The 15,334-nt window shown below is 50.7% G+C and carries 10 protein-coding genes, 1 pseudogene and 1 riboswitch; of the genes and pseudogenes, 5 read left to right on the top strand and 6 right to left on the bottom strand.

What is annotated here, in order from left to right:
- Positions 1-5 precede the first annotated feature (5 nt).
- Entirely contained in the window at positions 6-3,332 is a 3,327-nt protein-coding gene (locus tag M1D91_RS15360) for an AAA family ATPase (protein WP_437431510.1), read from the top strand.
- 743 nt (positions 3,333-4,075) lie between these two features.
- Here M1D91_RS15360 and M1D91_RS15355 read toward each other — a convergent pair.
- The 3 genes and pseudogenes from M1D91_RS15355 to M1D91_RS15345 form a co-directional block, all read right to left on the bottom strand.
- The gene (locus M1D91_RS15355) at positions 4,076-4,435 is read right to left on the bottom strand and encodes a putative T6SS immunity periplasmic lipoprotein (protein WP_437431509.1); all 360 of its coding nucleotides are present in this window, start codon (positions 4,433-4,435) and stop codon (positions 4,076-4,078) included.
- 182 nt (positions 4,436-4,617) lie between these two features.
- Positions 4,618-5,112: a YrhA family protein gene (locus M1D91_RS15350; RefSeq protein WP_437431508.1), complete on the bottom strand. Its 495-nt coding sequence runs from the start codon at positions 5,110-5,112 to the stop codon at positions 4,618-4,620.
- Between the two features lie 16 nt (positions 5,113-5,128).
- Positions 5,129-5,773 (bottom strand): annotated as a pseudogene (locus M1D91_RS15345) (HNH endonuclease signature motif containing protein); the annotation flags it as partial.
- A gap of 883 nt (positions 5,774-6,656) precedes the next feature.
- Positions 6,657-6,753: riboswitch (TPP riboswitch) on the top strand.
- 34 nt (positions 6,754-6,787) lie between these two features.
- Here M1D91_RS15345 and thiM point away from each other — a divergent pair.
- The 3 genes from thiM (at position 6,788) to fbaB (ending at position 9,573) form a co-directional block, all read left to right on the top strand.
- Entirely contained in the window at positions 6,788-7,576 is a 789-nt protein-coding gene (thiM, locus tag M1D91_RS15340) for a hydroxyethylthiazole kinase (protein ID WP_437431507.1), read from the top strand.
- A complete protein-coding gene (thiD, locus tag M1D91_RS15335; RefSeq protein WP_437431506.1) occupies positions 7,573-8,373 on the top strand; it encodes a bifunctional hydroxymethylpyrimidine kinase/phosphomethylpyrimidine kinase in 801 nt (266 codons plus the stop codon). The genes thiM and thiD overlap by 4 nt, the downstream gene beginning before the upstream one ends.
- Before the next feature lie 147 nt (positions 8,374-8,520).
- Positions 8,521-9,573 (top strand): class I fructose-bisphosphate aldolase, encoded by a 1,053-nt coding sequence (gene fbaB / locus M1D91_RS15330; protein WP_437431505.1) that lies wholly within the window; start codon positions 8,521-8,523, stop codon positions 9,571-9,573.
- A 98-nt stretch (positions 9,574-9,671) separates the two neighbouring features.
- Here fbaB and yegS read toward each other — a convergent pair whose 3' ends face one another.
- Entirely contained in the window at positions 9,672-10,583 is a 912-nt protein-coding gene (gene yegS / locus M1D91_RS15325; RefSeq protein ID WP_437431504.1) for a lipid kinase YegS, read from the bottom strand.
- A gap of 253 nt (positions 10,584-10,836) precedes the next feature.
- Positions 10,837-12,198, bottom strand: coding sequence for a prephenate-dependent tRNA uridine(34) hydroxylase TrhP (gene trhP, locus M1D91_RS15320; protein ID WP_437431503.1), 1,362 nt, complete (start codon positions 12,196-12,198; stop codon positions 10,837-10,839).
- Between the two features lie 335 nt (positions 12,199-12,533).
- Here trhP and M1D91_RS15315 point away from each other — a divergent pair, with 335 nt between their 5' ends.
- Entirely contained in the window at positions 12,534-13,871 is a 1,338-nt protein-coding gene (locus M1D91_RS15315; protein ID WP_437431502.1) for a fimbrial protein, read from the top strand.
- Positions 13,872-13,905: 34 nt separating this feature from the next.
- On the opposite strand, the gene M1D91_RS15310 is transcribed toward M1D91_RS15315, so the two are convergent.
- A complete protein-coding gene (locus tag M1D91_RS15310; protein ID WP_437431501.1) occupies positions 13,906-15,234 on the bottom strand; it encodes a HEAT repeat domain-containing protein in 1,329 nt (442 codons plus the stop codon).
- Positions 15,235-15,334 lie beyond the last annotated feature (100 nt).

Genomic DNA, 15,334 nt, shown 5'->3' with positions numbered 1-15,334 from the left:
AAAGAGTGGACAAAATTCTGGCGACACGCCTGAAAACATGGATTAACGCCGGGCATCCCGGACTCTATCTGCAAAGCAATGAAGATGATCGGATTAATGATTTGCTCGCCGTACTGGCGACGCAGACCGGTTTTAACCTGCTGGAGTGGAACCAGGCATGGGGCTGGGTCAGTGCGGGGAATAAACAGCCAATCCGTGAGCAGGATAACTATCTGCCGGATTTGTGCGCCGATCTGGCCGGACTGCTGGACGAGGATCTGGAAAATCGGTTGATTGTGATAAAAAACGCCCGCGAGGCGTTGACCACGAACCCGGTAGCGGTGGCGCGTCTGCAACAGCTACTGCTGCGTGTACAGCGCCACCACTGCGGCGAAAGTTGTGTGATTTTGCTTGATGAACGCGTCGAGATCCCGGCGCTTATCGAACCGCTGATCACGCGGGTGACGATTTCCCTGCCGACCCGTGATGAAATAGCTGTCCTGATCGGACGTTTTGCCAACGCGCAGGGCCTGGTACTGGATGAAACCCTGATTGGGAGAATCGGTGCCGTCCTGACGGGATTAACCGTTTGCGAAATCCACCAGACGCTGGCCGTGGCGATGGCGCATCACCGGGGGCTGGACGAGACTGCGCTTGAGACACTGTTGGCGGAAAAAGAGCAGAAAATCGCCAGGAGTGGCGTACTGGAGATGGTGAAAGTTTCGGAGAATCTTGATGATATTGGCGGGTTAGAAAACCTTAAAGCCTGGCTCAAACGCAAGGCTGGCGTGCTTCACCGTCTGGCTGAAGCCGAGAGCAAAGGATTACAGTCGCCGCGTGGTGTCCTGGTAGCCGGGATGCCTGGATGCGGAAAATCCCTGACCGCTAAAGCCGTCGCGAACCTGTTTCAGCTTCCGTTGCTACGCCTGGATATCGGTTCGCTGCTCGGCAAATATGTGGGCGAGAGTGAGCACAACATGCGCCGTGCGCTGGCAATGGCAGAGTCCATCAGTCCCTGCGTTCTGTGGGTGGATGAGCTGGAAAAGGCGTTTGTTGGTATCGGAGGCAACAACACCTCGGAGGTCACTTCACGCCTGTTGGGCTACTTTCTGACCTGGATGCAGGAGAAAACCGGGGCGGTGTTTGTGGTCGCCACGGCGAATAACATCTCGGCATTGCCACCGGAGCTGCTACGTAAAGGGCGTTTTGACGATGTGTTCTACGTCGGTTTTCCGCATATCTCGGAACGCATGTCGATCCTCAGCATTCACCTGAAGGACGTGTGGCGGAACCTGAGTGCAGAGGACCAGCGACAACTGGCGGTGAAGTGTCGTGACTTTGCCGGAGCAGACATCCGTAACGCGGTTATGGAAGCGCGGGAAGCGGCGTTTTTATCCGGGCAGGAGATAGGTTTCTCCCATTTGCGGGAAGCCATTGATCATACCGTGCCGCTGCGTGAAACCCTGCGCGACCAGGTGAATCATTATGAAACGTTGTTTGAAAAGATGAAGCTTAAGGCCGCGTCGCGTAATGAAGGTCTGAGTCTCGCGCAGATGATTGCGCTGGCAGACGATCCTAACCCTTACGAACGTGTGCGGGTGGCCCGTAACGAAGAGTGCTCGGTGGATCTGTTTATCAAACTGTCGCGCGACAATCATCAGGAGGTACGCAATGCGGTGTTTAACAATCCCGACTGCCCGTCTTCTATTCTGAGTACCTATCTGGAACCTATCGATCAGGGGGCGCCGGTCGACCACCTGTTCAGCATCGCCTGCCTGCATCGCAACGCGCCGGAGAGCCTGATGCATTCGCTCATCAGTAAAGATATGCTGCCGGCCAGTCTGCTGCTTTCCCTGGTTGAGCAGCCTCATTGCAGTAAGTTATTGCTGGAGGATGTTTTCCGCTCGGGGGATGAGGCGTTGCAGGCTGCGGTTTTACGCCATCCTCATTGTTCCCACACGCTGCGCGCTAACCATATTGCTGACCATAACGAAGCGTTCCGTTCAGCCCTCGCCAGTAACCCGGCGATTACGGATGAAGAGCAGAAGATCTTACTTAGCGATCGCAATCCGCACGTGCGTATCGCGCTGGCCTATAACCGCCACCTTAATGAAGCGACCCGGGTAGAGCTTTCCCGCGATGATGATATCGGGGTACGGGATGCGTTTATCGCGGCGATGAAAGCAGCCGACCCGAGCGGTCAGACCGCGCCGGTACGTGAGTGTCTGGACACCCTGTCGCCGCTGCGTCTGGTGGCGCTGGCCGGGCAGAACACGCTGACATGCGACGTCCAGTTGCAGATTATCCGTGAGAGTAGCAATGAAGCCGTATTAGCTACCCTGGCGGCCAATACAAGCATTACCGCCGACGTGCAGCGGAAAATCGCCCAGGAGTGTCCGGCTGAGGTGCGCAATGTTCTTGCAACCAATCCTTCCCTGACGCCAGAGCTGCAAATGTACCTCTACGACACCGGTGTGCTCGCAACCAAAGTAGCGCTGATGCTGCACCCGACGCTGAGCAAGGCGGTGCAGGATAAAGTGATAAAAGACGATGTTGAGGATGTGGTTAAGGGGCTGGCGCTGAACCCCAATCTCATTCCTGAACACCAAAAGCACATCATTGATAATTTCTGGACGCTGACGACCGCAACAGTGCTGATGGCAAGAAACCCGGCGCTGACTCCGGAGAATCAGGAAATTTTATTCCGGTATTACGACGATGATACGGTTAATGCCGCATTGTGCCTCAACCCCAATCTGGCACCTCAGCTGTTTAACGATTTAGCAAAACAAAATAAAAATCGCATGGCGCTGGTACAAAACCCGCATCTGCACGCGGAGCAGCTAAAGCAACTGGTGGCCAGTGAGACGAATTTCACCGACCTTGCAATGAACCCTGCCTGTGATGAAGAGGTGCAAATGCGTCTTTTCGAAAGCAGTGTTACAGTCCACCCTCAGTTAGCCACAAACCCGTCGCTGGCACCGTCGGTACAAATTATGCTCGCGAAAAGCACTCAGGCTGGCGTACTGGCTAATCTGTTGGGTAACCCTGCGCTGACACCTAAAGTGCGGGAACTCTTGGTCGAGAGAAGCAAAAAGATGCCGGCATTACGTAAGACACTGCTGCAAGCAATCCTCCTTCTAAAGGAAGAACAGAGCAGGCACCTGGAGGCAATAGCCTCCCGCAGGGGAGGACGCGTCAGTGCGCTGGATGACGGTATCATCAAAGAGGTTAACTGCATTGCCGATCTGATTGATAACGAAAGGACGCGGGAATTCGACGAAGAACGGCGTTATCTGCGACAAAGGATTGCTCTGCTCAAGGCTGAAGGGGATGCCAACACGGTGGAGTGAATAAGTCATGCCTTCACTTCCATCCTTGCGGCATGCACGTGTAAAGGATCGGGTAATCAAGCACCCCGTCGCGCATCAACGGCGGGGGCTTCTTAATTTTTGGGTTTCTGTCAGAAAATATCTGGCACGCTGCACTGCGATTGTAAAAGGAATTGGTAATGCAGGAACGGCGGAGGGTTGGCTATTTACGGGAGAAGCACTAACAGTAAAGAATTTGCTGGTGTGCGTGACCAGCCTGGCATTCCGTACGAAGTCTTTTTAATCTACTTACCGGTAGTGGACACCCTAAAATAACGTCATATTTAAACCCTTTTTCTCATATTTTATTAATGAGAAGTTACCATTGCCAAAATAGGTTGTGATTAAAGTATCGACAGGGTGTACCCCGAAGAGATTTTTAAACGTTTGTGTTTTAGTCGATATCAGGTTAGTGGAAAGATTAATTCTGTAATCTGAGTACACGGCATTCTGTAGGCGGGGTTGAAGCGGCTCGAGTGAACGAGATTTTAATTTAGGCGATAAAAATTGGCTATACTTTTTTCTGAGTAAATGAATACCTGGATTTATTAGCAAAAAATGGATGGGCAGGGTTTCAGTTATTTTGTGTTTTGAAGGCAAGTAATCTTAACAGCTCTCATCTCTATGGTATAGGAAAGCTATTAATAATTATTTAGATATAAGGCCCTCTATTATAGAGGGTTTTATTGTAGGGCATTATATACAAGAGGTAACAGAAGTAACCTTTACTCCTCATTTAGATCAAGAACATTTCCATCATTATCAAGAATGAATGTGTAGTAATAATTTTTTCCATTCAGGGTGTAGCTTACTCCGTATATAATACCTTTCTCTAAACTTACTGAAAAGCAACTATCTGGATATGAAAGACGAACCCTATCACCAACCAGTAATTCTTTATAATTACTTCCATTTGTAGAAAGAACATAACGGCTAAGTATATCTTTTTTATTTACGGTAAAACAAACCCGCCCATTATCGATATAGATTGATTGCCGTTCACCTGTTTCCGCCCCTTCTCGACCTTTTCCTAGACATCCAGTTAGCAATATAACTATTGGAAGAACAAAAAAATATTTTATCATCTCTGAAATCTCCCTAATACTTTCTCATATTTGGATAATAAATCTCTTGCAGGTACTGATGGATCATACTCTCTCCAGGCATAAAGATTACCGTGACCATAAGAACCTATGTACCAATTAATTCAGAAGAAGCAAAGTGGCCTACATAAAGCCACTTACATATGGATTTACAAGGAAAGTGTTTATTTGACTGCATCGAGTATTTCTTTTAAAAAATCACTAAAGTTATCAAATGAACCGTATATCGATTCTGTAGAGGCATTATCACGAATTTCAAATAGATTCATTTGTGTATCATATGTAAATAATGATATGCCATCCTCGCCAATAACTAAGCGTTCTTGTAATTCAGGATCTAAATAATCATTATTTCGATAAAACTCATTCATGATGAATAAATTTTTAACTATTGGTCCTGGAATTGATAAACTGAACATTGTAAGCCCGTTATATTCAAACCCATCCATCGTTTCTATCAATGTCTTATAATCAGGTTGATTTACTAGAAGAAGACGAGTTTCATTTCCAATTTGATTAAGTATTGATGATGCCGTTTTTTCACATCCTTTTTTTAAATCATCAAGAAATGATGCGTTAATGGGCTGTTCGATTGGGTACTCCAAATCGGTCATCATCGTTCTCAATTGTTTTAGCATGCTTATTACATCTGAATTCATTTTTATACCCATCAAATTATTTAAGCGGATAAATCGAGCCGGTAGGCATAACCCATGGAGTAACTTTGCTATCTCCCGGTAGCATACCTCTTGTCGATGTTCTTTGCATATTTGTTAACACCTTATGGAACGGCTCTTTTTCAATTAAAGATAAATTCTCAAAAGCATTTGTTCCACCATCATCTAAAGGTAATTTATGGTGAACTTCCCAGCCATTTGGTGCTGTACCTTTACTCATTTTGAACAAATCTGAAGGTTTGAAGACGTTAGCTGCATCAGAAGAATCTGATAATTGATTAAGAAATTTCTTCCTCACTGTATTATTAAATTCTTTCCTCAGCAACATAGTTTCAGGAGGATCACGTTTTATATAGTTTATTTCTTTCACTTCTATATTGTTTAATACTTTCGTCTCTCCCCTTACCTTATCTAAGTAATTATATACCCCTTCTAAAGAATCACTATTAGGTCGTTTCGCTAACAGAATTGAAGCCGCCGCAATAGCTGTACCAGCCGTTTGTTCATTCAGTACTTGATCATAACCCTTTACTGCGTCTCCGCCTTACTGCTCTGCTGTTTTCCTGAAGCCCTCAACATTACCATTATAAACACCGCCAGCAGCCAGTAAACGTCCTGCGGACTTGCTGTTAATCGTCTGGTATGTCTGCTCAGAAGCTGGTGCTGATGTTCCCCCGGAGAACGACAGTAAAAACGAAGTTGGGCGGGGCTTTCCTGAACGGTAGTATCTGCATCCTACAGAATTCCGGTACTCTTTCAGGATCTGTTCAGCACCATTCAATTCAAAGGCCTGGTAATTCTTACAGATAAGTAAGCCTTCTTCATCAATATAGAAAAGTCCTCCAGGCGAACCGTACCGGTTTAACATCACGACTTCGCCTCTGAAAACAAGATACCTTATACGTCTTTCCGTAATGAATCCATTGGAATGATTATTCTGATACGCATAGCTACGCGAATATGAGGGTCGTGGTCTCAGCCCTTTAACGTAATAATGATTACGGTATTTATCATCAAACTCGTACTCCTGTTTGATGTAATCCCCTTTAAAAGAAGGACGGGTTATCAGTTCATACTACTCTGGTTCAAGATTATCCCTTGAAAGGTAAAACAAGTAAAACCCCGGCAGACTAAAACTCATAACCAGCTTCTTTTGGTAACGGTTTTTGCATTTTATAACCAGAGGGCATTGAAAAAATCCGTTTTACAAAAATAAATTGTTAATGCAAGTGGTATTTTATATGGGTTATTACATGCTAATGCTTAATGGGGATTCATGGTTGTCTGCTTCTCCCCTTGCACATTTAATCTTACGCCGTATATATATTGATTGATACTGAGTGTAGAGATGCTAATGGTTTGAGTAGGTCAGACGTTGATTTGAAAAAACATTAAGTTCTTTAGTTTTCTTGTGGGGTACAAAATGGGGTACAAGGTAAGATAGCGTGAAAATGTAATATTCATAAGCTCAATCTTGTGTCAACACGTGACTTCGCGTAACCTGCTAACCGATAAATAAATGTTATCACTATGACTCGGGGTGCCCTTCTTTGTGAAGGCTGAGAAATACCCGTACCACCTGATCTGGATAATGCCAGCGTAGGGAAGTCAGATGCCTGCCAGGCATCCCTTCTTCACAGCCTGGCAGGAGCGAACCATGCAACCTGACCTGCTTCACCGCGCCCACGTCGCGCAAATCCTTCACCAGTTTCGAACCCGTTCTCCCCTTGTTCACTGTATGACTAACGACGTCGTGCAAACCTTTACCGCTAATGTGCTGCTGGCGCTGGGGGCTTCTCCGGCGATGGTCATTGAGACAGAAGAAGCACAACAGTTTTCCTCACTTGCCGATGCCCTGCTCATCAATGTGGGCACCCTTACCCATGAACGCGCACAGTCGATGCTGTCGGCCATTCATAGCGCGCGCGAAGCCGGAACGCCCTGGACACTGGACCCGGTTGCCGTGGGCGCGTTGTCGTTTCGTACCCGATTCTGTCACGAGATTATGATGCTGCAGCCTGCGGCCATCCGTGGCAATGCATCTGAAATTCTCGCCCTGGCGGGGATGAGCGAAGGTGGTCGCGGTGTCGATACCACCGACGCGGCCAGTACGGCACTTCCTGCCGCTAAGGCGCTTGCCCGCCAGACCGGCGCAGTGGTTGCCGTTACTGGTGAAGTGGACTACATCACGGATGGCATGCAAACGCTACGAGTGATCGGAGGCGACCCGCTGATGACCCGCGTGGTTGGCACTGGCTGCGCACTCTCGGCGGTGGTGGCGGCCTGCTGCGTGCTGCCCGGTGACCGGCTCTGTAACGTCGCAGCCGGATGCGCGTTTGTGGCGCAGGCGGGGAGCCTGGCGATGACGAACTGTAGCGGGCCGGGCAGCTTTGTACCTGCGTTTCTCGATGCGCTCTATACCCTGGGCGGGGAGGGAATGGCATGAAACGTATCAATGCACTGACGATAGCCGGTACGGATCCCAGCGGTGGCGCGGGGATTCAGGCCGATCTGAAGACCTTTTCGGCGCTGGGCGCCTATGGCTGCTCGGTTATCACCGCGCTGGTGGCGCAAAATACGCGGGGTGTGCAGTCGGTTTATCGCATTGATCCTGACTTCGTCGCTGCGCAACTCGATTCTGTCTTCAGTGACGTCCGTATTGATACCACCAAGGTAGGCATGCTGGCGCAGACCGATATCGTTGAAGCAGTGGCCGCCAGATTACGTCACTATCAGGTAGCAAACGTTGTCCTCGACACTGTAATGCTGGCAAAGAGTGGCGATCCTCTGCTGTCGCCTTCGGCGGTAGGAGCACTGCGGGACCATCTGTTGCCGCAGGTTTCATTGATTACCCCGAACCTGCCGGAAGCCGCAGCTCTGCTCGATGCGCCTCATGCGAGTAACGAACGGGAGATGCATGAACAGGGTCGGGCACTGCTGGCGCTGGGCTGTGAGGCGGTGCTGATTAAGGGCGGGCATCTCGATGACGCCGAAAGCCCGGACTGGCTTTTTACCCGCGAGGGAGCAACCCGTTTCACTGCGCCTCGCATAATGACCAAAAATACCCACGGCACCGGCTGCACGCTGTCGGCTGCGCTGGCGGCACTGCGCCCGCGTCACGCTGACTGGCACGCAACGGTGGATGCGGCAAAAATCTGGCTTAATGGGGCGCTTGCGCAGGCGGACAGCCTGGAAGTTGGTCACGGCGCGGGCCCGGTGCATCATTTTCATCAGTGGTGGTAACGTTATACCCGAAACGTGCCAGCAGAAAATGCTGAAAAAAGCGGCGGCGGTGGCAAAAAGGGGGCATGCGTACCAGGCTTAGTCTGCCCATTTATCGGGTCAGGACAACCACCTTCGCCGCCGGGCGAAGCTTACGGGAGCATGAAAATGACTGATATTGCGCAGTTGCTTGGCAAAGATGCCGACACGCTTTTACAACACCGCTGCACCACCATTGCGGCGGATCAGCTCTACCTGCCGGGGGAGGATTATGTCACCCGCGTCATGATGGATAACAATCGCCCGCCAGCGGTGTTGCGTAACATGCAGACGCTCTATAACACCGGGCGGCTTGCGAAGACAGGCTACTTGTCTATTTTGCCGGTGGATCAGGGTATTGAGCACTCTGCCGGCGCGTCGTTCGCTGCTAATCCACTCTACTTTGATCCTAAAAACATCGTTGAGCTGGCGATTGAAGCGGGCTGCAACTGCGTTGCATCCACCTATGGGGTGCTGGCGTCGGTTTCACGCCGCTACGCGCACCGTATTCCGTTCCTCGTTAAGTTGAATCATAACGAAACCCTGAGCTATCCCACGGAGTATGACCAGACCCTTTATGCGAGCGTAGAGCAGGCGTTCAATATGGGGGCCGTTGCTGTCGGCGCAACCATATACTTCGGTTCTGAACAGTCGCGTCGTCAGATTGAAGAGATCTCCGCCGCCTTTGAACGCGCTCACGAACTGGGAATGGTGACGGTGCTCTGGGCCTACCTGCGTAATTCGTCCTTTAAGAAAGATGGTGTCGACTATCATGTTTCGGCGGATCTGACCGGCCAGGCAAACCACATTGCCGCGACCATCGGGGCGGACATCGTTAAGCAAAAAATGGCGGAAAACAACGGTGGCTATAAAGCAGTAAACTTCGGTTATACCGATGATAAAGTCTACAGCAAGCTTACCAGTGATAACCCTATCGACCTGGTGCGTTATCAACTGGCCAACTGCTACATGGGGCGGGCAGGCTTGATCAACTCCGGCGGTGCCGCAGGCGGGGAAACAGACCTGAGCGACGCCGTGCGCACGGCGGTTATCAATAAGCGCGCCGGCGGCATGGGGTTAATTCTGGGGCGCAAAGCGTTTAAGAAATCTATGGCTGATGGCGTGAAGCTGATCAATGCCGTTCAGGATGTCTATCTGGACAGCAAAGTCACCATCGCGTAATGCCACTTTTCCCTCCCTCGTGAGGGGGAGGGACGCGGTGTGATGATGGCTGCACCTGTTCACTTCTCCTGCACCTGTACCGGGAAAGCTCTGGCGCGTCAGACGGCCGCCTGGCGCAGTAACGGACAGTCGGCAGGAAGGCGGCATTTGAGGGCGGCGGGCAGGATGTGAATGCTGAAGTTCTGCCCCTTAAGCGGTTCGCCGTCGAGGTTAAAGGTGATGTCATGCGGCGCGCTAATTTCAAACCAGGCGGACTGTCCGTCTACAATATGCGGGTTGTCGTCCGGCTGCGTCAGCGTGGTAAACAGCGTCGGGAGAATTTCATCGCCGGTGAAGATGCGTAGCTCCAGCTGACCGTCGTTAATAAGCGCCTGAGGACAGAGCTGTTGCCCGCCGCCTGCCTGACGTCCGTTGCCAATACCAATCACCAGCGCATCACCCTGCCAGTGAAAATTCTCGCCAGTGATTTCACAGCGGTCTGGTTTTACCGTATCCATACGCATCAGGCCATGAACGACATAAGAGACGCTGCCAAGGGCCGCTTTGAGTTTCTCCGGGGTTTCGGTAGTAATACGGGTGCCGAAACCGCCTGTTGCCATATTAATAAAGCAGGTGTTGCCGTTAACTTCGGCGATATCCACGGAGACGGCGTCGCCAGCGATAGCTAACTGAAGGGCTTTATCCAGAGGTTCTGGGATCCCGGCGCTGGTGGCAAAATCATTTGCCGTGCCCAGCGGCAAGATACCCATTGCCGGTGCATGCTGAGACTGGCTGCGGACCAGCGCCGTGGCCACCTCGTTGATGGTGCCATCTCCGCCACCGGCAATCACGGTCTCAACGCCCAGCGCAATCGCCTCGGCAACGTAGCGTTCTGCATCCCCTTTCTCCCAGGTCACCCGAACCTGGATCGCCACTCCTTCATTGCGAAGTAACGTAATGGCCTCACGCAGGAGTTCGTCACCTGCGCTTTTCCCGTTGAGGATCAATAAACTGCTCGGAAAGTTGCTCATCCTTTCTGCCTTATCAGAACACTGTTGGGGAAAGTGTATCTCAGGAGTGAGAAGTGTGCCTGCGGATGGAAAAGGAGAGGAGAAAAAAATCAGCCTGCGTAAGGGAGATTACGCAGGCTAAGGAGGTGGTTCCTGGTACAGCTAGCATTTATGGGTTATGTTTTTCAGCGAAAAAGATAATACCCATATTGAGCGCAGCGGTATGTGATCCGATTCTAAGATTCTTCTGCTGGTAAAAAATAACGTCAGTGAACTACTTCGCGTGCGGGTTACGCGTGCTCTGCCCGTTGAAGTTACGCATTAACAGCGCATATTCCAGCTGCACATCATCCGGAACCGGCAGCCAGACGGTATGACCATCACCCGGCGCTACGCTTACCGCTTCACCTTTGCCATTTTCCATCTGCTCCAGCGTGAAATTAATGTTGCCCTGCGGCGTCATCAGTTCGAGGCTGTCGCCCATCGTAAATTTATTTTTCACCGCAACGGCGGCCAGCGGGCCTTTACGCTCGCCGGTGAATTCGCCGACAAACTGCTGACGCTCGGAGATGGAATAACCATATTCGTAGTTCTGGTAGTCGTCATGAGTGTGACGACGCAGGAAGCCTTCGGTGTAACCACGGTGGGCGAGCCCTTCCAGGGTATCGAGCAGCGCTGGATCAAAAGGTTTACCTGCAGCCGCATCGTCGATCGCTTTGCGATAGACCTGCGCGGTACGGGCGCAATAGTAGAAGGACTTGGTGCGGCCTTCAATTTTCAGCGAATGTACGCCCATTTGGGTAAGACGCTCCACGTGGGCAATGGCGCGCAAATCTTTGGAGTTCATGATGTATGTACCGTGTTCATCTTCAAACGCGGTCATGTATTCTCCCGGACGCTGGGCTTCTTCGAGCATGAACACTTTGCTGGTCGGCTCACCAATGCCAAGGGTCGGCTCTACGTTCTGTACGGGAATAGGTTCATGGACGTGCACGATATTACCCACATCGTCCTCTTTGCCTTCCTGAACCTTATATTCCCAACGGCAGGCGTTGGTACAGGTGCCCTGGTTCGGATCGCGTTTATTGATGTAACCGGAAAGCAGGCAGCGGCCGGAGTAGGCCATGCACAGCGCGCCATGAACGAAGATTTCAATTTCCATGTCCGGCACCTGGGTGCGGATCTCTTCGATTTCATCCAGTGAGAGCTCGCGAGAGAGGATCACACGGGTCAGCCCCATCTGTTTCCAGAATTTCACCGTCGCCCAGTTAACGGCGTTAGCCTGCACGGAGAGGTGAATATCCATCTGCGGGAAGTGCTCACGTACCAGCATAATCAGGCCCGGATCGGACATAATCAGTGCATCCGGCCCCATATCCACTACGGGTTTCAAATCGCGAATAAAGGTTTTCAGCTTGGCATTGTGCGGTGCAATGTTTACCACCACATAGAATTTTTTACCGAGCGCATGGGCCTCGTTAATGCCCAACTGCAAATTCTCGTGATTGAATTCGTTATTACGCACGCGCAGTGAATAACGAGGCTGGCCCGCATACACGGCGTCCGCACCGTAAGCGAAAGCGTAACGCATATTTTTCAGCGTTCCCGCCGGGGAGAGGAGTTCCGGTTTAAACATGATGTGCTCTTTCTGATGACAGGTCAGATCCACCTCACCAGGTGAGGCAGTAGGGGAGATCCCATAAATTTAGGGCGGGATTGTAGCGCTGCGCACGGAGTGAGTAAACCACTGTTTGACCGGGTTTGTCTGCGTGGGCACGCAGGACACGTATGATGGCTTATCATTTATGTTGAGAATTTGTAGCGAGTAAAACGGATGTAAAAAATTACGAAATTAAACATAAAGAACAAACCAGAAAAACGCTATTCAGTTTATATTATGAGGTTATTGATTAATATTGATATTTATAAAGGACACAAGCAGTTATGTAAAAATTTTACGGACGAGGGAGGATGGATTTAGCTTTTTTGAAGAGATATATATCTTTTCTTGAGGAACTATTGTCTTTATTTTTTCGGTTCCTTCAGGAAGCAAAGGAATATGCGATGAAACAATATCTTCTGTTAATTTTTTTGTCTTTATTGGTCGTACCGAAAACATTTGCAGTCGCCATTGATTGTTCAAGCGGAGCGTCAAAAGCCGTCATTAATTTACCCGTGCCTTCGAACAAAAAATCGATGACAACGGGACTGGCCGGTTTCTCTGGGCAGTATCGTGAAATAGCGTCTTGGGTACAGTTTCTGGGCAGCACCAGGGCCGCCGAATGTCACCCACGAGGCGGAACATCAGCGGGTGCGACCCATTACGTCACTTATATTGAAGCCTATCCGGGAACAACGGTTCTGCGAAACGGCAGTGATTATATCTTTCCAACCTCAATAAAAGGCCTGGGTCTCTCTTTCCGTGACATGGGGTCAGTCTCTCCTGTAACCAATAATGCCCCAGTTGGTCCGCCATCAAATCCGTTGAAACTTGAAACCTCCCTTTCAGTAAAGGCAGGCCGTAATTTTAGTAATTTTCCTCTAAAATTTAAAGTATCCTTATGGAAAATTCCGGTAATCAGCGGGCAGTCAGAAATTCCATCTGTCGGTAAGGTTTTATTTAACGGTGCGACTATCATCGCCGCACAAATGAATGACAGTGCGATGGATTATTACAGTGCAACTTCACCTAATAATGGTACCTATTCACTGGCTAACAGCTGGACAATAAGTTCATTCGAAATTCGAGGGGAACTGGACACTACCTCCGGTACCTGCTCTTTAAACAATAAAACCGTATCTATGGGTTCCCACAATATGAATATGACTGGCGGTATATCCGACTGGAAAGACGCCAGTTTTACCGTGCAATGCCCGGCAGCCAGGGGCTACGGTGTTGACTATACGCTCTCTTCAAATACAGTGGTTGCCAGCACCAGTAATGCAAAATACAAAAACAGCGGGTTAATCATATCCGTCTCGCCGTTAAGAGGCGCAACGGTGCAGGATGCGGTGAATGGCATTATCACCCTCGACGGTACCAGTTCGGCAACCGGATATGGTGTGCAGCTTGCGTGGGGAGATATTTCAACCTTACCGACAACAAATGCACCTCCTGCCAAAGCCGTGAGTTTTACCCAGGCCGTTGATGCCGCCACTATTTCAGATTACGTCACAAAAACCTATAACCTGGGCGAGATCCCGGCCCCGCAACTCATTAAAATGGCGGCTCGTTACATCCGCACACCGGGGGCCGTCGCACCCGGCACGGCTAATTCAGCTGTGGAAGTGATCGCCAGTTATAACTGACCTGAAAGAGAACACTGGCCAGTCGTTAGAACGCTTACGGCAGGTAGCCAGATATCATCTTGTCTATCTTGGGTTCATGCGGCAACAGTGCTGCCAGAGTTTCGCGCTGCACGGAAGTAGGGGGGATGCCTGCCTGATTAAAGCGGCTGATCCACAGCTGGCACTCGGCTTCGCGCTCATCCGCGGTCAATCGGGTGGAGTGGTGCAGGAGCAGAATCAAGCCATCCCACTTGTTCAATTGCCGAAGCAAGCGTAAGTAGATAGCGCGATGTGCGGGAGAGGGGGAGGTGTTCAAAAGCTGCTTCACATCATCAGGCGTAAGGGTAAATGACGCCCGTGTGAGCAGATGGTGTGCAGCCAGTGCCATAGACAGCGAAGGCTGTAGCAGCGCATCCAGCAGCTGAGGTTTGCTCTCTTCCCCCTGCAACTCAATAAGAATATGCAGAGCTGCTTTACGCACTCCCGGTTCCGCTTGTCTCCAGGCGCGCTTTGCCAGCGGCAGCAATTCCGGATAACGCGCCTCTTTTAGCCCATATAGCGCCGCGCGGCGTTGGGTTGGGGCGGCATCGGTGGAATTTAATATCTCTAGCCAGAATGCACGGGCATCAATACACTCTTCGAGCATATGGCGTGTACGCTGCTGAATCAGCGCGTTTTTATCCAGTAACAAGCGCTGATGCAGCGTCTCGGGAGGTAATTGCCGATGTTCATCAAGATAGAAAAGCACTGCCCGGCGAATACGCACCCAGGGGTCGCAAAGCAGGCGTATTTGCAGCGCGGCAGAGAGCGCGCGGTTACGCGCCAGCCAGTCGTCGACCGCCAGTGCGCGCAGGTTGCTGTCACGGTTGGCAAGCACCGCGAGCAGTGCGTCTTCATCATCGAGCCTGTCCTGCTCAATCAGCGTGTGCAGTGCCGCATCGCGTACCGCGCGTTGTGGGGAGCACAGCGCCTGTTGCAAAGCGGGGAGATCTTTGGTCACCAGAAAAGTCGAAACGGCCGCCACAAATTCACGATGGTCGTAGCGCGTGCGCCCGGCAAGCTGGCGAATGGCTGGTAGCTTGTCAATAAACGCCGGAATATGGTCGACGGTCAGCAGCGCTCTGACGGCCTCATCGGCAGCATGATGAATAGGTTCAACCCAGTCATTAACGGCGACGATAAGTTCTCCGAGCGCCGAGATATCACGCTTTAACGCCAGTGCCTTAACCGCTTTTTCCCGGACATAGCCATTATGGTGCCGCGTCAGCTCGCGCAGCGCGTCAACCAGGAACCTGCCGTCGCCTCCGGTTGTGACATAGCCGCACCAGGGCTTATCAAGCAGTGCCAGGATCTGCTGATGTAACTGCGCTTCGTTATCGTACATGGGGTTTCCTTTCCCGGTGAACCAGTGTGTCAGGAGCTGTTTAATGTCCATAGTGGTTTATGCGCTTCGTGCAAACGTAAGCCGGTCAGTCTGTCTCATC

The organism is Enterobacter sp. SA197 (assembly GCF_054131575.1).
The sequence above is the reverse complement of the archived record's forward strand: the minus strand, read 5'-3'. Positions and strand labels throughout refer to the sequence as shown.